This is a genomic window from Paenisporosarcina sp. P4_B8 (assembly GCF_056402175.1).
This window is the reverse complement of record NZ_JBFUHX010000015.1, coordinates 58,514-80,173: the sequence shown is the minus strand read 5'-3', so window position 1 is coordinate 80,173 and position 21,660 is coordinate 58,514. Positions and strand designations below refer to the sequence as shown.

16 protein-coding genes are annotated in these 21,660 nt (G+C 34.6%); 13 read left to right on the top strand and 3 right to left on the bottom strand.

What is annotated here, in order from left to right:
* Positions 1-531: 531 nt before the first annotated feature.
* A complete protein-coding gene (locus AC1DSK_RS13820; RefSeq protein WP_477548648.1) occupies positions 532-1,506 on the top strand; it encodes a DMT family transporter in 975 nt (324 codons plus the stop codon).
* Between the two features lie 100 nt (positions 1,507-1,606).
* Here the strand turns inward: AC1DSK_RS13820 and AC1DSK_RS13815 are convergent, their stop codons facing one another.
* Together AC1DSK_RS13815 and AC1DSK_RS13810 are read right to left on the bottom strand one after the other, a co-directional pair.
* A complete protein-coding gene (locus AC1DSK_RS13815) occupies positions 1,607-2,824 on the bottom strand; it encodes an MFS transporter (RefSeq protein WP_477548647.1) in 1,218 nt (405 codons plus the stop codon).
* Entirely contained in the window at positions 2,821-3,864 is a 1,044-nt protein-coding gene (locus tag AC1DSK_RS13810; RefSeq protein ID WP_477548646.1) for an ArsR/SmtB family transcription factor, read from the bottom strand. The genes AC1DSK_RS13815 and AC1DSK_RS13810 overlap by 4 nt, the downstream gene beginning before the upstream one ends.
* Positions 3,865-4,039: 175 nt before the next feature.
* Here AC1DSK_RS13810 and AC1DSK_RS13805 point away from each other — a divergent pair, with 175 nt between their 5' ends.
* The 7 genes from AC1DSK_RS13805 (at position 4,040) to AC1DSK_RS13775 (ending at position 13,685) form a co-directional block, all read left to right on the top strand.
* Positions 4,040-5,035, top strand: coding sequence for a DMT family transporter (locus AC1DSK_RS13805; RefSeq protein WP_477598296.1), 996 nt, complete (start codon positions 4,040-4,042; stop codon positions 5,033-5,035).
* A 705-nt stretch (positions 5,036-5,740) separates the two neighbouring features.
* A complete protein-coding gene (locus AC1DSK_RS13800) occupies positions 5,741-6,226 on the top strand; it encodes an RNA polymerase sigma factor (RefSeq protein ID WP_477548644.1) in 486 nt (161 codons plus the stop codon).
* 25 nt (positions 6,227-6,251) lie between these two features.
* On the top strand, positions 6,252-7,124 hold the full coding sequence (gene rsiV / locus AC1DSK_RS13795) for an anti-sigma-V factor RsiV (protein WP_477548643.1): 873 nt from the start codon (positions 6,252-6,254) through the stop codon (positions 7,122-7,124).
* A 239-nt stretch (positions 7,125-7,363) separates the two neighbouring features.
* Positions 7,364-8,857: a polysaccharide deacetylase family protein gene (locus AC1DSK_RS13790; protein WP_477548642.1), complete on the top strand. Its 1,494-nt coding sequence runs from the start codon at positions 7,364-7,366 to the stop codon at positions 8,855-8,857.
* 543 nt (positions 8,858-9,400) lie between these two features.
* Entirely contained in the window at positions 9,401-10,687 is a 1,287-nt protein-coding gene (locus tag AC1DSK_RS13785) for a helix-turn-helix domain-containing protein (RefSeq protein ID WP_477548641.1), read from the top strand.
* A 1-nt stretch (position 10,688) separates the two neighbouring features.
* On the top strand, positions 10,689-10,817 hold the full coding sequence (locus tag AC1DSK_RS13780) for a hypothetical protein (RefSeq protein ID WP_477548640.1): 129 nt from the start codon (positions 10,689-10,691) through the stop codon (positions 10,815-10,817).
* 423 nt (positions 10,818-11,240) lie between these two features.
* On the top strand, positions 11,241-13,685 hold the full coding sequence (locus AC1DSK_RS13775) for a ThiF family adenylyltransferase (RefSeq protein WP_477598294.1): 2,445 nt from the start codon (positions 11,241-11,243) through the stop codon (positions 13,683-13,685).
* 316 nt (positions 13,686-14,001) lie between these two features.
* Here AC1DSK_RS13775 and AC1DSK_RS13770 read toward each other — a convergent pair whose 3' ends face one another.
* Positions 14,002-14,568, bottom strand: a complete 567-nt coding sequence (locus tag AC1DSK_RS13770) for a hypothetical protein (RefSeq protein WP_477548372.1) — start codon at positions 14,566-14,568, stop codon at positions 14,002-14,004.
* 164 nt (positions 14,569-14,732) lie between these two features.
* On the opposite strand from AC1DSK_RS13770, the gene AC1DSK_RS13765 reads away from it, so the two are divergent.
* From AC1DSK_RS13765 to AC1DSK_RS13745, 5 genes are all read left to right on the top strand, one after another.
* The gene (locus AC1DSK_RS13765; RefSeq protein WP_477548371.1) at positions 14,733-16,031 is read left to right on the top strand and encodes a PQQ-dependent sugar dehydrogenase; all 1,299 of its coding nucleotides are present in this window, start codon (positions 14,733-14,735) and stop codon (positions 16,029-16,031) included.
* A 281-nt stretch (positions 16,032-16,312) separates the two neighbouring features.
* Positions 16,313-17,479: a TraB/GumN family protein gene (locus AC1DSK_RS13760; protein WP_477548370.1), complete on the top strand. Its 1,167-nt coding sequence runs from the start codon at positions 16,313-16,315 to the stop codon at positions 17,477-17,479.
* Positions 17,480-17,789: 310 nt separating this feature from the next.
* Entirely contained in the window at positions 17,790-18,401 is a 612-nt protein-coding gene (locus tag AC1DSK_RS13755; protein WP_477548369.1) for a TetR/AcrR family transcriptional regulator, read from the top strand.
* Between the two features lie 59 nt (positions 18,402-18,460).
* Positions 18,461-19,933: an MDR family MFS transporter gene (locus tag AC1DSK_RS13750; protein WP_477548368.1), complete on the top strand. Its 1,473-nt coding sequence runs from the start codon at positions 18,461-18,463 to the stop codon at positions 19,931-19,933.
* Between the two features lie 495 nt (positions 19,934-20,428).
* A complete protein-coding gene (locus AC1DSK_RS13745) occupies positions 20,429-21,250 on the top strand; it encodes a YitT family protein (RefSeq protein WP_477548367.1) in 822 nt (273 codons plus the stop codon).
* Positions 21,251-21,660: the final 410 nt, after the last annotated feature.

Genomic DNA, 21,660 nt, shown 5'->3' with positions numbered 1-21,660 from the left:
ATTTTATCCAGTTAAATTATTCCCTTTTGTTCAAGCCTTCTCACAAAATCCTCTATAATAAAATCAATGTTTGTAGCACTCTTTTATCAAAGCCCCAATTTCTAAACTCAGTTTGTTTTTTGATGTAATGATAAACAGCAGTGCAGTCGCACCATACTTAAAAAGAAATCACAGGGGAATTATTTCTTGTTATTGTTGTTTTCCTACGAGCTGGTTTCGAATATGCAATCGCTTTAGTTTTGGGTCACATATTATGGATACTCGTAGTGTACCGACTCTTGTTTTTATAATCTTCCGATTGGTATTATTATTGCAACCACTTATTTCCCTGCAAAGTTGCCATGCCTGTTGTGTTTTGTATGCTTTTTCAACAAATATTAGGTTTTCTGTTTAGTAAAGTGGTAGAAAAATATCAAGATAATCATAATTCGAAATCTGCAACTACTTTTAGTTAGTGGGTTGTGGAGATCAACAGATCGGATGCTTGAAGAACTACTAACCAAACATGATAGAGAGACGAGGTGAGTTCCATTGAAGTCCATTTTTATTGGTATTTGTGCTGCCTTCTTTTTTGCATTTACATTTATTTTTAATGCATCTATGGAGTTGTCTGGGGGGAGTTGGATATGGAGTGCCTCACTTCGGTACATTTTTATGATTCCATTTCTTTTGTCTATTGTACTAATGAGAAAAAATCTACTAGCACTAATAAAAGAAATGCAAAAACAACCAGGAAAATGGATATTATGGAGCTTCGTTGGCTTTGTTTTATTCTATGCACCTTTATGTTTTGCGGCTGCGTATTCACCTGGTTGGCTGATTGCTGGTACATGGCAAATTACGATTATTTCAGGTGCATTACTTGCACCGTTATTTTTTGAAACAATACAAACCAAGAATGGACCTTTACAGATTAGAAGGAAAGTTGCCTTTAGGGGTCTTTTCATGTCAATGATTATTCTGTTAGGTATTGTTCTAATGCAAATGGAACATGCCAAGCAACTTTCATTAGAAAATCTCTTATTGGGAGTTGTCCCCATTCTAATCGCATCATTTGCCTATCCTTTAGGGAATCGCAAAATGATGGATGTATGTGAAGGGCGATTAGATGCATATCAACGAGTATTAGGAATGACGTTAGCAAGTCTACCATTTTGGCTTTTGCTTTCTTTGTATGGCTTTTTTACGGAAGGATTACCAAGTGGAGGACAAAGCTTTCAATCGTTATTGGTAGCTCTTTTTTCAGGCGTCATTGCCACTGTCTTATTTTTTATGGCTACTGATTTGGTAAGAGGAAATATGCAAAAGTTAGCTGCAGTTGAAGCAACACAATCAATGGAAGTGATATTTGCATTAGCTGGTGAACTAATATTCCTATCTATACCACTTCCTTCTCCAATTTCCTGGGTCGGTATTTTTATCGTCATCTTTGGAATGATTTTGCATAGTTATGTTTCAAATAAACGAGTGGAAAATAATCTAAATCATTCATTGAACGTAAATTAAATAATAGTTGCGGTGTTGATAGTAGGCATTGCTTTTTTACTAAAGGGCGTTGATCCACGACAAGTATGATCGCGGTTATCGCTCGTCATATGCTACTTGGTTATGATTCCAATCTTCGCTGTGGAAAATGATGTTGTTTTAATAGAGATATAAAAAGATAAAACAAAGCAGGGAGAACGATCACCATTCCAATGATCAGGTATGTCAGACGAGTGCTGATATCCCATAATGCAGATGAGGCAAACACGATTCCTAGAGGCATTGTTATCCTAAATAAAAACAGGCGAACTGCACTAAGTTGCGTTAAGCGTTCTCGAGGGGCCTCTCGCTGAAAAATAGCGGCATTTTGAGCATTAAAAAGAGGAAATAACATTCCACCGATTAGTTCACATATCCATGCAAGGGGTACTGAATGGACAAAAAACAAGAGAATAAATGATAGACCTCCTCCAAACAAACCAAGGTACATCGTAAAAACCGTTTTCGGTATCTTAGTAAGAATTAACATCCCAATAATATACCCAATAGGAAAAGCTCCTTTGAAAATAGCATATTCCCAATCCTGTCCTTCAAGTTCACCTCGAATAAAAGGAACACTTAAAACCATTGTTGCCCCTACAGCAAATTGGACTGTTGAAGAAAGAAGCGTTAGTCGTAAAAGATTTGGGTATTTAAAAAAAGTTCGATAACCTTCTTTCAGTTCCGTCCACCAAAACTTTTTTGTCCAAGTTGCGACCGTTTTCTGGCTTGACTGTGGTATTTGCGAAAGCGCCAAGAAACTAGCCAAAAACAGTATCGAAGAGATTCCATAGATGTATTCCATAGGAATGACCAACAATAATAATGAAGTTACACCTGGAGCAATAATAATCATGAGTCGCAGTGTGGTGTCCAATAATCCATTTGCTTCAACAAGCTCATCATCTTTGCAAATATCAGGTATGAGAGCAAATGAAAGACTGGCATAGATGGGTTGCATCAATCCCAAAATGCACTGTAGTAAAACTAATCCAAACATAATTCCAAATTCAGAATCCATTAAGTAACCAGCTAGTGGTAAAAAGTAAGCACTGGCACGAATCAACTGGATGTTTCGAAGCATTTTCTCTTTGACAACGTGGTTCAGAAATGGAGCACTAAGTCCTTGAAGTATTAATGAAGGAATAAAGTAAACTAGCCAAATTGCCGCCATCCATTCCTTTGAACCAGTTAATTCATAAAGCAGCAAACCATTAATTATCCCCCCAGCTGCTCCTCCAAATTCTGATACGACTTCACCTAACCAAAGTGATTTAAATGATTTAGAGTACTTTTTCATATCGGGTCCCCAAGGTATTGAGTTAGACGTTCAGAAAAAGCGTTAATTCGAGTCATATTTGCCTTATAGATTCCTTTATCAACCTGAATAAATTTTGCTGCTTTTAATAATGAGAGCTGATGGTGGAGAGTGGTTTTAGAGATGCTGAACTGTAAACTTAAATCTTGTAGTGATGAAGATTCTTTTACCAACTGATAAAGAATTTTCAACCGAACTTCATCTCCTAATGCTTTGTGTCCCCGAATGAGTTCTGCCGAAGGAACTCCGGGCTCCGTCAAATACTCTTCTTTTAAAGGATAGAAATATAATTTTGTGTCAGGCGTACGGACTTCAAGGGTCCATGGGCGATAAATTACCTGCGGAATCAATTTAACTGTCCAAACAGAAGGTTCCGGAAAATACCTTACTCCACCCGTAATTAATTCGATTGTTTCGATAGGATTGTTCTTATCCAGTGAATTATATTGCTTCTCCTCAAAATCTAAGGTTCGAATCCACTTTTCCCATTTTTCATTCTGGCTTATCCAGTTGTACCAATCAGTCATAAGGTTGATGAATAAAGTGCAAATTTCTTGATATGAATAAGAACCAAGATGACGGACGTATTCACCGAGATAGGCATGGTCATTAAAATAGGACGCATAAGACTCAAATGAATCGCCTTGTTTGTATTTTGCAGAAATCTCTCTACGCATTGGTTCCATCTCTCGATCCTTATAAGGCAAAACCGTTTCATAAAATTCATTCGGATTCATTTTAGAAAGCTGAAGAGAAAAATCGGTTACAGATTTTGCAGAAAACCTTTCTTGAAGCAAAATTAATCCATACCATAAATTAGTTCTTTCTATTTCATCTAAATACTTGAGGAGAATTTCAGACATGGAATCCAGATTGGACTCCCACATTTCGTCGAACTCAAAAGTATGTCTTAGTTGCGTGTGGGTAAAACCAGTAATTCCAAGAATCACCTCCCATACTTGTGAAGATTCTACTTCTATCGAGATAGTTTCTATTGGTTGCGAGGAATAATGAAAATTCATCCGAGTGCCTCCTTAATCTTTGAGTGTATTCTACAATAATAGAATTATAAATTCAATAAATTTCGAATTCTTTAATAAAGTTATTACAGCTAACTTTCTTAAAACTCTACTATTCGTTTGATATTCGATCAAAGGGTAGATTTCCATTCAAAAGTCGTAGATGATATTCAAACTAATGGAGGGTGCAGACAATATTTGGAATGGTACAATTTATTTAAGACTAATGAAGAAAGAACGTGGTTATATGAATAGAGGACTATATTTGGCTTACATATGTGCGGGTATAAATGCAGTAATAGTGGGTTTATCTTTCTTATTCACAAAAACGGCTATTAATATTTCTAACCCAATAGATACCTTAGCCTTCCGTTTTACTTTTGCTTTCATTACGGTATTGTTAGTAGTAATATTTAAAATTGTAAAGGTAGATTTAAGGATAAAGTCATATTATAAATTAATACCATTAACCATGTTTTATCCGACTTTTTTCTTTACTTTTCAAGCGTTTGGTCTTGAATCAGTACCTTCATCAGAAGCCGGGATACTTTTTGCAACCATACCAATTTTAACAACAATTTTGGCTTCATTTTTTCTAAAAGAACAAACATCAGCTTATCAGAAGCTTTCTATTTTAACCTCGGTCTTTGGTGTTTTTTATATCTTTTCGATGAAAGGCGGCACTGTTTCCATCTCAAATTGGGTAGGTATTTCATTGCTGTTGATTTCATGTATATCGCTATCAGGTTATACAGTAATGGCTCGTTCTTTATTGAAAACTTTTAAACCGTTAGATGTAACATTTTTTATGTTAGGGATAGGTTTCTTCTTTTTTAACACTATTGCAATTTATCAACATATATTAAATAAGAGCTTACAATCTATGTTTATCCCTTTGACTAACTTAAACTTTGTTGTTTCTATTTTATTTCTTGGGATTCTTGCATCTTTCGTAACGTCGTTATTATCTAATTTTATTCTCTCAAAAATATCAGCGTCCCAAATGAGTGTCTTCTCAAATATGTCTACAGTAGTCTCTATTATTGCTGGAGGAGTAATATTAAATGAAAAAATATATCTATTTCATATAGTGGGTTCAGCCCTTATTATTATTGGAGTGATTGGAACCAATTTGTTGAAAGATAAGCATATTCTCAAACGGTCGGTTACTTGAATTCCATAACACTTCTCGCGTTATAGTAGAATTAATTCTACTCATAATAGAGTAAATCTTTTATATGTATATTAAAATGTATCATAAGTTTCTTTGGGAATTTTGAAGTATTTCATATAGTTGAGCTTTTTAAAAAGGTGTGCCGAGATTTCACTCGTCATGCCTTTTTCTATTTTAATTAACAATTGCTTTATACAATTGTGTACGAAATTTTAGTTTGTATGAATTTCAGAAGATAATAGGGAATTGGAAAAATATAAATAAAAAATAATCAAAACTATTTACATACCTTGTTCGTCTAACATATGTAAAGGTTTTAAAATATTGAACAACACAAAGGAGATTTTATTAAACACAAAAAATAATAATCGGAACAATCGCATCGGCTACAATTTTAATGAGTGCATTATTGGGTATTACATTGTAAATACTCAGTAATCTGCCCAATTAACTCAACAGCAATAATAATATGATTTTATAAAATACATATTGTATGTTAGTTATTTGTGTTACTCAAATCTATGATAAAAGGGATTTTCCCTTTTAAGGAATTCTATTTTCGTAGATTAAGAACACCCTTGCTAACCTTCTTAGCAAGAAAACATAAGTAGAACTGTTTTGTTGAAGTCTATTTTATATAATTAAAACTATTTTAAACTAATACGACTTATTTATAGAACACCTTCTAAGAAAGGAGCTTTTTAGATGAAGGGGAATTTGCACATAGAAAAGAAACTTGTAGAATGTATAACCGATAACAAAGAAGCTTTTTATAGATTAGCGTATAGTTATGTGAAAAATGAAAATGATGCAGTAGATATACTACAAGATTCTATACAAAAAGCCATTTCATCAAAACGACACATAAAGAATGAACAATATATAAAAAGTTGGTTTTATCGAATAGTAGTAAATACATCACTAGATTTATTAAAAAAACAGAAAAAGTTAATTTTTGTTGATGAAGAAGCACTTGAGTCATACGCTGATGGAGTAGAAAATCAGTATTCAAATATTGATCTAGAAAGAGCTTTAGAATCTCTTTCTCTAAAATACCGAAGTGTGATTATTCTTCGCTATTTTGAAGATTTAAAAATAGAAGAAGTCGCAGAAATATTAAACGAAAACCCAAATACAATTAAAACACGATTAACCAAAGCTCTAAAATTACTCCGAATTCAAATGGCATGATCTTATTTTTAGGAGGAAAATGATATTGGATAAAAAATTAGAAGAATTAAAATCTGATTACCTGAACATCCCGATTCCAGATAATTTGGATTTCATCGTAGCGAACGCCATTAGTCGTTCTAGCGTAAGAAAATTTCCATTTAAATCAGTAATTGGTTTAGCTGCATCTGCTATTTTTATTCTCTCCATAAATAGTAGTCCAACATTTGCGAAAACATTGTCTGATGTTCCGATTGTTGGAAAGTTAGTGGATGTCCTGACATTTACTGAATACACTGTAGATGAAAAAACTTATCAGGCACATTTAAAGGTTCCTGCTGTTTCTAACTTAAAAAACAAGGATCTTGAAAATAGTTTAAATCAAAAATATTTGAACGAAAACAAACAACTCTATGATACGTTTACGAAAGAAATGGACGAGATGAAAAAAGAAAATGGAGGTCACTTAGGCATAGATAGTGGCTATGAAGTAAAGACAGACACGGATAACATTTTATCGATTGGAAGGTACGTAGTGAATACCGTTGGATCTTCATCTACAACCATGACATATGACACCATTGATAAGAAAAATGAAATCTTATTAACTCTTCCATTACTGTTTAAAGATGAAACATATATTAATTTGATTAGTGAGAACATAAAAGAGCAAATGAAAGAACAAATGAAACATGACGAAAACAAGTTATATTGGTTTCGAGATGAAGGGGATGAAACGACGATTGGATTGTTTGATAAGATTAGTAGCAAACAAAACTTTTATATTAATAAAGACAATCAATTAGTCATTTCGTTTGATAAATATGAAGTTGCTCCTGGGGCTATGGGCATTATTGAATTTATTATTCCATCTGATATTCTTTCGGATGTCTTAGTCAGCAACCACTACATTAAATAGTCACCTAAAAGTCATCATTTTTCAAATCGCAATCAGATTTCCTAGATGTGTTGCGAATTTTGTGTTGCTAAATAGCTGGCAAGTCCTGCCCCAACCTGCAATCGAACTGCCGTTGAGGTGTTCACAAAAACCTCAGACGGCTAGGATTTCGAGTTGCACAGGACTTTCCTCTATTTATGAACTCACGTCTGTACCATTACGTTCAAGCCGTATAACTAACAAAAGGAGAATCAGAGATAATGACCAGATCCCAAAGTAAGAAACGTGGACCCTGGATTGATGTTGCCTGTATCAGTATGATTGTATTTCTGAGTATGACCCTCATTTTTCTCGGATACTCAGAAGAAAGCGATGCAAAACAAAATACAAACAACGGACATGCCCCAGAAGTAAAAAAAGATGTGTCGACTATAGAATCAGCTTTTCCTGGAATACTTATTACAACTGAAGTTAAAAAAGATGACTTTTCTCCTTATGCCATTCAGTATCCACAAAGTAAAGTAGTCTCATTTAATGATCGTGTCAAAAAATACATAGATGAACAACGGGATACTTATTTAATTGCAATGGAAGAAAATAAGCGAATCGGTAGTAAGACTCCTGGAGAGTTGAACATTACTTTCGAAACATTTCCACATGCATCCGGATCGTATTCATTTGTTATGATTTCCGGAACATATTTAGGCGGTGCAAATGGTTTTACCAATTTTAACACCATTCATTTTGACCCGGAGTCAGGTGAAATTATTGAGATTGCTGATTTATTTGGACACGACGAATCTAAGCTTGTAAAACTTTCATCACTTGTACGAGATGGCATTCAGAAAGATCCAAGCTTAACAAATAGAGTCTTAGAAGAAGATATGATGTTGGCTACCAAACCGAAGTGGAGCAACTTCGAGAACTTTGCCCTCATAGACGATTCGCTCGTCATATATTTCGATGAGTACGAAATCGCTAGTGGTGCCACAGGTGCACCGGTTATTGCCGTTCCACTTGCTGAGCTATCTGAACAATTAGTAGCGCCTTATAAACTGGATGAAGAAGTACTACCAGAACCTCCTGTTGAAGAAGTTTCAGATGAAGCAGGAGAAGAACCGATAGAAGAACCGACAGAAGAACCGATAGAAGCACCGACAGAAGAACCGGATGACAGTGATGCGGTTCCACCTGTAGAAACGGGTGCGAAGCAAGTCGCCCTAACGTTTGATGATGGTCCAGATCCAAAAGTAACGCCGCAAATCCTTGCCACTCTAGCAAAGTATGATGCAAAAGCAACATTCTTTATGCTAGGCAGTCGAGTAGAATCTTACCCGGAAATCGCGAACGATGTGTTGACTGCTGGCCATGAGCTCGGCAACCACACTTGGACCCATGCAAACTTAACGAAGATGGCGACGGATGCGATTTCAAAAGAAGTTTCAAGGACAAATAACATCATCGAACAAGCCACTGGACAAGCACCCACTGTTTTTCGTCCTCCTTACGGTGCTTTCAAGGATGACATGTTAAACGTGTTGCAATTACCCGTTGTTTTGTGGGATGTAGATACACTCGATTGGAAACACCGTGATGCTGCTCAACTTTTAACGTCTGTGAAAAGTAGCGTCCATGACGGCAGCACCGTATTAATGCACGATATTCATTTATCGACTGCTCAAGGATTAGACAGTGTGCTTGCTTATTTAACAAGTGAAGGATATGAGTTTGTAACCGTTTCAGAACTAGAATGATAAGTTGAAAGATTGACCCAAGAGCTTGCTTTTGGGTCAATCTGACATAAGTAATTGTAGAAAATAGTGATGGGAAAAAATTAAGAAACCATTTAAATCATATCTAAGAAAAAGAATGATGTTATATCTACAACTAACGAGTGCTGCGTATTATAAGGTTAACCAGTTTTTACTGGTTGACCTTATTTTTATAGGATTTAATATATCAGTAGCCAGGGTAATAGGACGTACGAGCGCGTGGGACAAGGACAATGATTCCGTCAACTAAACTGTCCACCCCCTACTTGTAGGAACATGATTGAGGCTGGTTGGGACCTAGATAATTGGTTTGAAAAAATAGTAACAGCACAGACTCTGCGGATGGTTCGTTTTTTTTATTGCAAATTTATATACTTTAATCCTTTTTATAGTAAAAATTCACTTGAATTAATACAAACATTTACCTAAGTTCTATTTATTGGTATAATTCTAATTGTTTATTAGTTCTCAATTTTCGTGCATTTCACTTACAGCTTACAATTAGAATTTCGCAAAGGAGCATAGATGAAGAATATAGGATTGATTATTAAACAAGCAAGAGTTGATCAAGGGATTAAGCAACTGAATTTAGCAAAAGGCATATGTTCGATATCTTATTTAAGTAAAGTTGAAAATAATCAACTTGTCCCAAGCGATGAAATCCTAGTTAGCTTATTAAATAGACTTTCTATAACTATCACTGAAGTTAGTGATGAAGAAGAAATTTCAACTTTTAATTCAATTAAAGAGCTCTATAAAAAAGCAATAATCTATAGAGATCATAAGTCTATTTCAAATGAAATCGTCAAAATTGAAGAGAAGAGAACTATTTTTAAAAACCAGGTATACTCTATCAATTCCGTACTCTTTTTGTCTAGATTGTATTTAATAAGTGGTAAAGAAATGTCTCGTGTAGAATCTTTGTTTGAGTTTATAGAACTTCATGAAGAGAATTTAACAAACTATCAAAAGTGCGTTTTCAATATCAATAAAGCACTAAAATCATTCTACACGGATGAATATCTTCAATCAGTAGAATACATTGAGCAGGCGTTAGAAGATCAAAATACAATAGTATTAGAAGATTGGGAATTAGCAGATCTGTACAATGTCATGGCAATTTGTTATCTAGTAAATAATTATAATTACAGTGCAATTGAGTTTGCTCGAAAGGCACTAAATATCTACCGTGATCTTTTATTATTTAACAGGGCAATTGATTGTTATATTTCTATTGGAATTAGTTATAAAAGAAACTATAAATACAAAGAATCTGAAGAAAACTTTCAAGCAGCTTATCGATTACTAAAAGATCGTGGATTATTTGATTTTGAGGGAATTATTACACAAAATTTAGGGACATTATCGGCAATAAAAGGTGACTCAAATAAAGCCATCGAATACTTTTTGTCCAGTATGGATTGCAAGAAGACTATTGAAGGTTATTACGTAACGATTTTATCCATTATTCAAGAATACTCAAAAATAAAAAGTTCTGAAAACATTTTAAAGTGGTGTGAAAAAGGACTAGAAATGTATTCTAAGGCAAAGGAAAAGAATCTTAGTTATTATTATCATTTCAAAATCTTTGAAGCAGAGCAGGTTGGTGGTGCTGAATTTACAAATATATTAATTAAAGCTATAAAATACTTTGAATTGAAAAAAGACTATCGTCATGTTTATAAATATGCAGTTCTACTTGCAAATTATTATTATTTGAATAAAAAATTGAAGAATTCAGGAGTTTATTATCAACTTGCAAGTGAGGCATTACTATTAAAAAATAAATTATTAAATTGGGAGGATTTGTGAGATGAAAAAGAAATTAATGATTTTTGCAATTATAAGTTTAATATTTATTGGAATCAATAAAGGTAATTCTGCTGGAGTCTCAACTGCTGCAGAAGAAGAAATTCCTAGGCCAGTAATTGAATTAAAATGATATTTAATAAAGGTTGAAACTCTATATTGAGTTTCAGCCTTTATTTTTTTATAAAGAACAAAATATTGAATGAAATTAAAAGATACACCGTTTATTAGAGACAATTCAGCGACTAGAAAAAGCCCCTAAAACTAATTGATAAACTTTCTCTAAAAAACCGTAAAAAAACGCAGAATTTTGAATTAATTTATCAATCTGTTGTTTATTTATTCTCTACTTTTAAATGATATATTAAATATATCCATTATTGGAAATTATTTATAAAAGAGGTGACCATGATGAAATTAACAATTAAAGTTAAGAAAACAAAACAAAACATAATACCGCACATCTGTCCGTCAAAATGCTAGATTTTAAGTATTAATATAATATAATTTTAAAGCACTGAATTTACAATTCAGTGCTTTATTTAGGAGTAGTGATATGAAAACTAACAGGTCATTAGGTCTAAAAAAAAATATTAAAGAATTAAAAATAGATTTTTATGATGGGCAAAATAAAGAGATTGAAACAAATCAATTAGAAGCGTTGTGGGAGCTTTTAGAGATTTACAACAATGAATGCACAGATGAAAAAATAAAAAAATGGAAAATTGATCACTCTATCACCGAAGAAGAATATAAGACCATTTTCACATATTTAAAAGAAGAGAACATTTTAATTAATGATAATAGATATAATGAAAATGAGGAAAGATATATTAACTATTTCCAAACTTATCCTAACGGTTTAAATACTTATGAAAAAATTAAACAAGCTAATATACTTATATTAGGTGCCGGTACTGTGGGCTCTACTTTAGCTATGACTCTATCAAAATTTAGTGTCCATAGTATAACCTTAGTTGATCCTGATACTGTAGCGTCACATAATATAAATGCCCAAATAGTGTTCCGTGAAGAGGATATCGATTCTTATAAAGTGGATTCTCTAAGTAAATATCTAAATACAGATATGAATAATACAAATATATTTAAACATAAATTTTATATTAATGAAGGAACTACAAATAGAATAGAAGATATCATAAAATCAAATAATATATCCTTTGTATTCTCTTGTTTTGATGATACAACTAAATACACACACAAAGAAATTTTTGAATATTGTAAATATGGAAATATCCCCTATATAATAAATGGTTATTTAGATGATAAGGTTATTTCTGTATTAATTAAAAATGATAGAGACTTTAAAATAATTGAAGAATCTTATGATAATAACTTTGAAGGTATAAGTAATAATAATGGAATATTATCTCATAGCTATATTAATTCTCTACTTTGTCTTAGACATTTAATAAACATTATTAATGATAATAATGTTCATGAAAAATTTTTATCTTTTGATTTAAAGACTATGAGTTTAGTAAAAGAACAAAGCGAAACGTTTCCTAACTTTGAGTTCCTTAATGAAGAGGAGCTTTTAAAAAAATTAACTATAATAAAACAACACATCAGAACTCACGGAAGTAACGATTCTTTAGAGAATGGCTTAGTATCAATCTATAAAGGCATTGAAATAATGAAGTTATTCCCTGACCGGTTTATAAAAGTTAACTTATTAGAATCAAAATTCGCATCTATAATGGATGAAATAGGTGAAGAGGATGATACATCTATTGTTAATGACCTTGAAAATGAGTATTTATCAATACTAAATAATTTATTTATTGATAGAGAGAGAATACATAAAGTTTTATCGAATATAAATTATATTAATGATTATGAAATTAGAAAGACAACTCAAAAAAAGACATTTGAAGAAATTAAATTAAAATCAAGAGAAATCTTAGATATATTGTATAAAATTAAAAAGAACCATATAGATTCCAATTACCTTTATGAAGAGTTTCCAGTTCTATATGGTTTAAGTATGAATGAGATAAAAGTTTTCGATAAAACATTTTCCAACATTTATTTAGAGCTAACTTCATACCTTTACGAACTAATTCAACCAGGGTCAGAAGATGGTTTGAATTACTTATTTGAAATTCCAGAAAATCAGCATATAAACTATTCTATTGAAGAAAATTTAGATTTATTATGTGAATCTTTATCCAATTACAGTGATAGTTTATTTGGTATTGATTTTCTAAACCATATTAAAAGCCTAAAGAAGAAAAACTTAATAATAGATAAAGAAGTTGATGGGATTTATACAACTCATTATTTCCCCGAACAAAAAGAAAGTATTATAGTCTTTGACCACTTAGAAACAATGTATTCTACTCTTTTTCTTGTTCACGAAGTGGGTCATTCATACTTCAGTAAATTTTACGATAAAGATTTTTATGAAAAAAGTTGCATTATTGTGAATGAAATTTTAGCACATCTTACAGAAATACTATTAGCAAATAATATTCAAAAGTCTGAAATTTTATCTAAGGAAGAGATCCAAGGGTTTAAATTTCAATATTTGTATAGATTAAATCTAGCTATATTATCATCATACGCAACATTTGATTCGGAGAAACAAGTATTAAATCATATAGAACAAAGAGGTGAATTTGGATTAGATGAATTTATTGATCTTCATAAAGGAGATAACGATATAAACAAAGAGTTCCAATATGTTAATGAATATTATTCAAATCTAAATATTTTGGTATATCCATCATTTGTACTTGAAACTTATTCAGGTATTATACAACCGATTGCGTATGCAATTGCTATAAGATTATACGAAACTTATAAACAAGATATGGATAATTTTTGTTTTAATTTAGAAGAATTGTTCAAAGGAAATAATATAAATTTAGAAAGTTTTTGTGTAAAAATGTTTAATAAAGAATTCAACGAACAATTTATAAAAGACACAATCCAAATTATTTTTAAACATATAAATGATTTCAACTCGAATAATTAAGGTTTTTAGCATTAGTTCACTCGCCATCAGAAGTATCGGCTCATTATTGGTCGTGTTTGTTAGATTCTTATTATGCGGCACAGAAAATATCCCTTTCCTGATATGGAGGAACCCGTTCACTATTTTAACGAATTTAATAAAGCATCCCCAGCACAGCTTTTAGCTATGTAGGGGATGCTTTATTTTATGTATATGGAAATTTCACTGATATAACCGATTGTAAATTAAGAAGCCTTTCGTGAGTTCATTGAACTTATGAAAGGCCTTTTCTCTCTTTTATATGTTTTGTTAAAGCTAGCTAGTAAAAGAACGCCTTTTATTCCAAAGCTATAATCATCCTAATTTTTCGAAGCAAAAATAAACCAATAGCTAACCATAACCAGCTGTAGAAAAGTGAAAATCCAAAAATAATCATTAAAGTCGTCATATTAAATGAAGAAGAAACGGTGGGACCGAAAACAGGGAAGCCGAACCCGTACAATGGAATGCAAATGCCAATAAACAATAGTAAACCATTCAATAATATTATTTCCAGACGCCGATTTAAAGCGAGGAACGTCCATCCTAGGCCAATTCCGAGTAACCCCGTAGTAAAGGGGAAAATCACTAATTCGCTTGGTTGAATTATTAATAATAAACAAATTGTTGAAAAGTAAATCAACATGCTTGAACGGAATGAGATCAGTGCACCTAACAAAATCGGTGCTGTAGCAAGAGGGCTGAAAGCATAGCCGATACCTGGAAACAGCCCCCCTGCAGATTGCAAAATGGCTGCAAGTGCTGCCATCAATGCTGAAAACATTAATTTTTTTGTAAGTGACCAACTCTCGAAAACCTGGTGAATGTCCTTTGGATGTGACGGGATAGGTTTATTAAAATTCACAGTCTCTCTCCTTATAGTTCTAAATTTCACCGAATTACATCCTCTGTTAATTTCCTTATTTCACAAAGTCTTTTTATATACTATAAAAAAGAATGAAATGAGTGCCAGAATGCCCAATGGTTGAATAAATTGATAGAGAAAATGAAGAGAGGGGAAAGTTGTAAATGCCTCAACGAAAACTAAATCCGAGTGACATCCTGTTGCCACCTGGTTATAACATTGAAGTGTTTGCGGATGGTTTAACCACACCCATAAATATAACCTTTACAAGCAAAGGGGAATTGCTGGTTGCCGATTCCGGTATCACGGATGGGAGCGGAAAGGTGTTAAAACTAACGCAACAAGGTTTTATTGTTATAGGTGATGGGTTTAATCCTCCTCTAACTGGGATTACTGAATACCAAGGCAACATTTATGTTGCGCATCGAGGTTACGTAACGATTATCCAGCCTGATGGGACGAAGGTGGATATTATTGAAGGGCTCCCCAGTATCGGTGATCATCATAATAATCGAGTGGTATTTGGCACCGATGGAAAAATGTATTTTGGGCAAGGAACTGCGACCAATAGTGGGGTTGTAGGAAAGGACAACTCCTGGGTAAAAGAACATCCATTCTTTCATGATTACCCCGGTTCAAGAGTGACTTTAAATGGTTCTAACTTTCAAACATCAGGATTTTTAGAGGCATTTCCAGACCGTATTGTGACAACTGGCGCATTTGTTCCTTTTGGGATTGAAACCTATCCCGGGGAAACAGTGGATGGAATCATTCGTGCTAGCGGAAGTATATTACGTGCCAATCCAGATGGCTCTGAGCTTGAGTTGGTGGCATGGGGTCTAAGGAATCCTTTCAGATTGCGGTTCGATCGATTCAACCGATTGTTTGCGTCCAATCATGGGATGGATGTTCGTGGAAGTCGTCCAGTGGCCAACTCCCCGGATGAATTTCAGTGGATTCGTCCTGGATTCTGGTATGGATTTCCGGATTTTACCGGAGGATTGCCGGTCACAATGCCACAATTTAGACCGGAAGGAAAACCTCAACCTGCTTTCTTATTAGCAGAACATCCTATGCAACCACCAATGCCTGTGGCTTCATTCCCTTCTCACTCCGCAACAATGGGGTTCAGTTTTAATGAGAATCCTGAATTTGGACCAGTAGGGGATGTTTTTATCGCGGAGTTTGGAGCCGAAGACCCTGAGACAACAGGAGGGATACCACTTCCATATGTGGGCCATCGCGTTTCCCGTATCGACATGCAAACAGGGCAGATTCATATATTTGCAATAAATCGAACAGGTCTGGCTGCATCCGATACAAATGGCGGCGGATTAGAACGGCCCATTGATGCCGTTTTCAGTCCTGATGGCGCACTGTATGTCTCTGACTTTGGCTTATTTACGGAAGAGTCAGCAGTTCCTGGAACAGGAGTTATTTGGAAAATAACAAAGACATCTTGACTCGAGATATCGATAGCATGCCATCATAAAGTATTAAGAAATGCACTGCCAGTTGCAAAACTATTTTCTAAAGCAACCTCCCCAACAAATTCGATGTTTGCTGGGGGATTATGATGCTTTTAAAGCACACCAGACATATGTAAAATATCTTTCTACTATAATAAACAAAACAAATTTGAAATTTCTTATAATCTAATTCATTATTAACAGTAGACAGTCTTTTCGTAATTAATAGATACAGGAATTGCGTAGAGAAATACATTCTATGAAGGAAGTAGCTTATGCCGGAAGAAAATATTACGCGAATCAGCCTAGATGGCAAAGAACTAATCTTAATCGGAACTGCCCACGTATCGAGACAGAGTGCTGAACAAGTAAAAGAGGTTATCGAAAGAGAAAGACCCGATTCAGTATGTATCGAGTTAGATGAACAAAGATACCAGTCAGTTATGGATAGCAACAAGTATAAAGAGACGGATATTTTCAAAGTGATTAAAGACAAGAAAGCCACGTTTTTATTGATGAATTTGGCGATTTCTTCTTTTCAAAATCGTTTAGCAAAACAGTTTGATATCAAGCCTGGACAGGAAATGATTCAGGGCATTGAATCAGCAAAAGAGATAGGTGCAAATCTGGTCTTGGCTGATCGCAATATACAAATCACCTTTAGCAGAATTTGGGGCAATCTCGGTCTGTCAGGGAAGGCACAACTTCTCAATGCAATTTTCTTTAGTATTTTCAGTAAAGAGACCATCTCGGAAGATGAACTTGAAAAAATGAAATCACAAGATACGCTAAACGCTGCTCTCGCTGAATTCACGGAAGCTTTTCCAAAGTTAAAGACGCCTTTAATTGATGAGAGGGATCAATATTTAGCCCAAAAAATTAAGGATGCTCCAGGAAATAAAATTGTTGCGGTTTTGGGTGCGGCACATGTACAGGGCATTACAAAAGAAATTCATAAAGAGCATGATTTAAAGGCTTTGTCACAAACGCCACCTAAATCAATCGTACCTAAAATTATTGGTTGGGCGATTCCTCTGCTGATTATAGCAATCATTGCCTATACTTTTATCGCCAATCCTTCTGCAGGTTTTGATCAAGCAATAAGCTGGTTTCTGTGGACTGGCTCTCTTGCTGCTGTAGGAGCTGCCGTTGCTTTTGGGCACCCGCTTGCCATATTGTCAGCCTTTGTTGCTGCTCCATTTACTGCCTTGCATCCATTGATTGCAGCTGGGTGGGTTTCTGGAATTGTACAGGCGTATATTCGCCGACCGAATATTGGAGACTTCGAAACACTTTCGGAGGATGTGTTTTCCATAAAAGGATTTTGGGATAACAAGGTCACTCGCGTGTTGCTGGTGGTTGTCCTGACCAACTTAGGGGGTTCACTGGGAACCTTTATCGGCGGGGCAGATGTGATTAGAGTGTTCTTCAATAACTTGTAATATGGCATATATAAAAAGAGGAAAGTCAAAAATGACTTTCCTCTTTTTATTTTGTTAAAACAATGTGTTCATAGAAAGAGAATCTGTAAAAAGAAAATCTACTCCTGCGGTTACTCGTCGGAAAGATTCCGATTCTCTCTTTTATATAAAAAATCAATAAGACAGACTGATAGGCTTTTTTTATTGTCCGAAAATTCGTGATATGACAAGGTGTCATGTTTTGGTTGCATTGTGACACAGTGTCATATATAATGAATCGAGTTCGGTTGTGACACAGTGTCACTTTAAATTTAGATAGGAGGTTATAAGGTTGCCTAAACAAACTTTCATCAATTTACCCAATGATAAAAAGGAAACATTAATAAAAGCAGCTATGAAGGAATTTTCTAGAGCCCCGTTATCTGGAGCTTCCATTTCTAATATCGTAAAAGATGCTAGTATCCCAAGAGGTAGCTTTTATCAATATTTTGAAGATAAAGAGGATCTCTATTATTTCTTGTTGGATGAATACTCTCAGAGACTGAATAGCAGATTCATTTCAGTATTGAAAGATCAAAACGGCGATCTAATAGAATCATTTATTGAATCCTTCCAGATGATGTTAATCAGCTTGCAAAGCTTGGAATTTCGTCAATTTTTCAGAAATGCATTCTTGAACATGAATTATAAAGCAGAAAATACATTAACACCTGAAGTAAATGAAGAGCAAATGAATACTCGTTTAAAAGAGGTTATGGGCTTGGTTGATACAGATAAATTGAATATCTCAGATGAAATGGAACTGATTCATATTTTCAAAATCATGAAGGCAGTGACATTCCAAAATCTGATTCAAGTATTCGCAAAAGACTTGTCCATTGAACAATCTATGCAAAACTATACAGCTGAAGTGAATTTAATGAGAAAAGGGTTATGTAAGTAAACCCACGAAATTTCATGAAGCGAGTAATAGACGACTAAACTATACGGAGGAAAAAAAGGATGACAGAACAGAAAAAACCACCATATGGCAATATMGCCATATTATTTATGGGGGCATTTGTGGCGATCTTCACCCAGACGTTATTGAATATCGCTTTGCCTTCCATTATGACGGATTTAAATATTAAGGATGCATCTACAGTACAATGGCTCGTCACAGGCTATATGTTAGTGAATGGGATTTTAATTCCCGCGAGTGCCTATTTTATACAACGTTATTCCAATAGATCCATTTTCATCCTGGCCATGTCCATATTTGCGCTAGGGACATTATTTGCGGGCTTAGCCCCTACTTTTGGTGTACTTCTTGCAGCTCGAATGATTCAAGCTGCTGGTGCCGCACTGATGATGCCATTACTGATGAACGTGATGCTTGCTGCGTTTCCTGTTGAACGTCGAGGAGCGGCGATGGGTGTTTTCGGTCTAGTAATGATCGTTGCACCGGCAATCGGCCCTACACTTTCCGGTTACATTGTTGAACACTATTCATGGCGAGTATTGTTTTTCATTGTCCTGCCTGTTGCTTTAATCCCGTTAGCTTTAGGAATTTTCAAATTAAAGAATTTAACGTTCCAAAACCGAGAATTAAGTTTGGATAAAATGTCTTTAGTCTTTTCAAGTCTTGGCTTTGGCGGAATCCTCTACGGATTTAGTTCTGCTGGTCAAAGTGGTTGGGACGACCCGATAGTTTTAGGAACCATTACCGTCGGTGTAGTATCACTTGTTACATTTATTCTCCGCCAACTTAAATTGAGTGAACCATTGCTCGAATTCAGGATTTACAAATATCCAATGTTTGCATTATCGTCAGCGATTTCGATCGTTCTAGCCATTTCCATGTTCTCGGCCATGATTCTTATGCCGATTTATGTTCAGACGATCAAAGGGATTTCACCTTTCGATTCTGGCTTGCTCATGCTTCCAGGTGCTTTGGTGATGGGCTTCATGTCACCAGTTACCGGTAAATTGTTCGATAAATACGGTGCCAAAGTGCTTGCAATTACAGGGATGTCGATTGTTGTTATTTCAACGTATTACTTTAGTAAATTAAGTTTGGATACAACGTACCTTGAAATAATGTTCCTATATACAATCCGCATGTTCGGGATTTCAATGGTAATGATGCCGGTAATGACGAACGGTTTGAATACGTTGCCAATGAAAGCTTACCCACACGGTACAGCGATGAACAACACGTTTCAACAAGTATCAGGTGCCATCGGTTCTGCATTGCTAATCACCGTCATGAATACTCGCACGACTTCGACGGCGGAAAACTTGGCGACAAGCGGAAGTGACCCTATGAACATCATGAAGAACTCGATGATGGAAGGAATCACTTATACATTCTTCGTCTCTACATTTATTGCAGTTGTAGGGTTAGCGTTGACATTCTTTATCAAAAAGCCGAACAGACAGGTTACTGAGGAAGAGAAGGAACAAGTTTATAAACAAAAACCCGTTGAGGAATAATAAGAAAAAGGCTGAGCCCATTGTGGTTCAGCCTTTTTAAATGATTAGAATGAATAAAATTCTAGCCAACAGAGAACAATTTTACAGAGACGTAAATGTGTGAAACCGATAGTTCACGAGCACAAACTTGTCCCTCCAGTAGGGGCGAGTTTTTTAATTCACGGCTCTGACAGTTGATTATAGTAAATTTGCTCTTTCCGCTCATTTTAGGGATTAATTGTTACCATAAAAAGATAGAACTTCCGTAATGTTCTATGGGGAATTAGCAGTTTTTTTAAAATTTGACGCTTTTTCATGTAAAATAGGGTCAATATCAAGAATGTTGAGCGAGTTTTAGGCTCAAGTTTGAGAAAAGTGACGCTTAGTTGGAAAAAAATGAAGTTTTAGTTGGAATAGTAAAATTTGGCCCGCTCCTTACTGGGGGTCTTGCGCAACTGTACGATAAACGACGTTTCGTTTAACAGAGCATTATTCAAAGAAGTTGGAGGAATGTTTATGTTTTTAAAAAATACCATTGTCATCACAGGCTCACTAATTGTGGCATTCGCTTTTAATTTCTTTTTGGTTCCTTATGGTATTTTAAGCAGCGGAATTAGTGGATTAGCTATTCTGGTTGGGTTGATCACTCCATTTAATACTGGCTTATTGAATCTATTATTTAATTTACCTTTAGTTGTGTTGGGTTATTTCAAACTCGGAAAAACCATTACGATCAATACATTGGTTTGTGTCATTTCACTGTCGGTCTTCTTATATATATTGCCGGTAGTTCAAGTTACCGACAATATCTTGCTTTCCACTGTTTTTGGTGGAGGCCTGGGTGGCCTGGGTATCGGTCTTATTTTGAAATACTCTGGAACTTCAGGCGGTTTGGATATTATAGCGATTATGGTTTCCCGAATCAGTAATGTTAGTATTGGACTACTTCTAACAGCTATGAACGGTGTAATTGTTCTGATTTCTGGATTTGTTTTCGGCTGGGATATCGCATTATACACTCTTTTATCCATATTTTTGACCGGTAAAATGATTGATACGATCTTCACCAATCATGTCAAATTGACGATGCAGATAGTCACTTCAAAAGGCGACTTAATACGCAATGATCTACTGGAGTCCATCTATCGAGGTATGACGATTACGGAAGGTTACGGAGGCTACACCCAAGAAAAGAAACAAATATTAATGATGGTTGTTACACGTTATGAAACATTGCAAATCAAAAAAATTGTCCGGAAATATGATGAACATGCCTTTATTAATATATTTGAGACTGTTGAGGTTGACGGTAATTTTGCAAAGAATAGTGGGGACTAACATTAGTGAAAGAATGAGATCCAGAAGGACTGTTAATCTGACAGTCCTTTTTTTCGTTTAATGAAAGAAGACGGATATGCATTATGCATGAACATGTGGTTACACAAATTTTAAAAAACCCCATGCGTAACAATTCTTATATATCCGTATTTAAACCTTGGAAGAAGAAAAAGATTTCCTCAAATAGTAATTACAACTGAGACGAGCAAAGTGATTTCACTTTGTTTGTCTTTTTTATTTATAGGTAATGGTGCAGGGGTAGTTAGTGGGAAAAATCTTGAACCGTTATTTCATCTAGTTTAATTGGAACTTTGTAACCGTTTTCATGAGATTCCCTTGTATTAAAATTTCTATCTGATAATATTAATGATTGATAATTATAACTATTCCAATATATTATCTAAATTACA

Excerpts from the sequence above, each read along its gene's own strand:
- AC1DSK_RS13815 (WP_477548647.1), bottom strand. The coding sequence starts at position 2,824 with ATGAAAAAGTACTCTAAATCATTTAAATCACTTTGGTTAGGTGAAGTC.
- AC1DSK_RS13810 (WP_477548646.1), bottom strand. The coding sequence starts at position 3,864 with ATGAATTTTCATTATTCCTCGCAACCAATAGAAACTATCTCGATAGAA.
- AC1DSK_RS13805 (WP_477598296.1), top strand. The coding sequence starts at position 4,040 with ATGGAGGGTGCAGACAATATTTGGAATGGTACAATTTATTTAAGACTA.
- AC1DSK_RS13800 (WP_477548644.1), top strand. The coding sequence starts at position 5,741 with ATGAAGGGGAATTTGCACATAGAAAAGAAACTTGTAGAATGTATAACC.
- AC1DSK_RS13790 (WP_477548642.1), top strand. The coding sequence starts at position 7,364 with ATGACCAGATCCCAAAGTAAGAAACGTGGACCCTGGATTGATGTTGCC.
- AC1DSK_RS13785 (WP_477548641.1), top strand. The coding sequence starts at position 9,401 with ATGAAGAATATAGGATTGATTATTAAACAAGCAAGAGTTGATCAAGGG.
- AC1DSK_RS13780 (WP_477548640.1), top strand. The coding sequence starts at position 10,689 with ATGAAAAAGAAATTAATGATTTTTGCAATTATAAGTTTAATATTTATT.
- AC1DSK_RS13775 (WP_477598294.1), top strand. The coding sequence starts at position 11,241 with ATGAAAACTAACAGGTCATTAGGTCTAAAAAAAAATATTAAAGAATTA.
- AC1DSK_RS13765 (WP_477548371.1), top strand. The coding sequence starts at position 14,733 with ATGCCTCAACGAAAACTAAATCCGAGTGACATCCTGTTGCCACCTGGT.
- AC1DSK_RS13760 (WP_477548370.1), top strand. The coding sequence starts at position 16,313 with ATGCCGGAAGAAAATATTACGCGAATCAGCCTAGATGGCAAAGAACTA.
- AC1DSK_RS13745 (WP_477548367.1), top strand. The coding sequence starts at position 20,429 with ATGTTTTTAAAAAATACCATTGTCATCACAGGCTCACTAATTGTGGCA.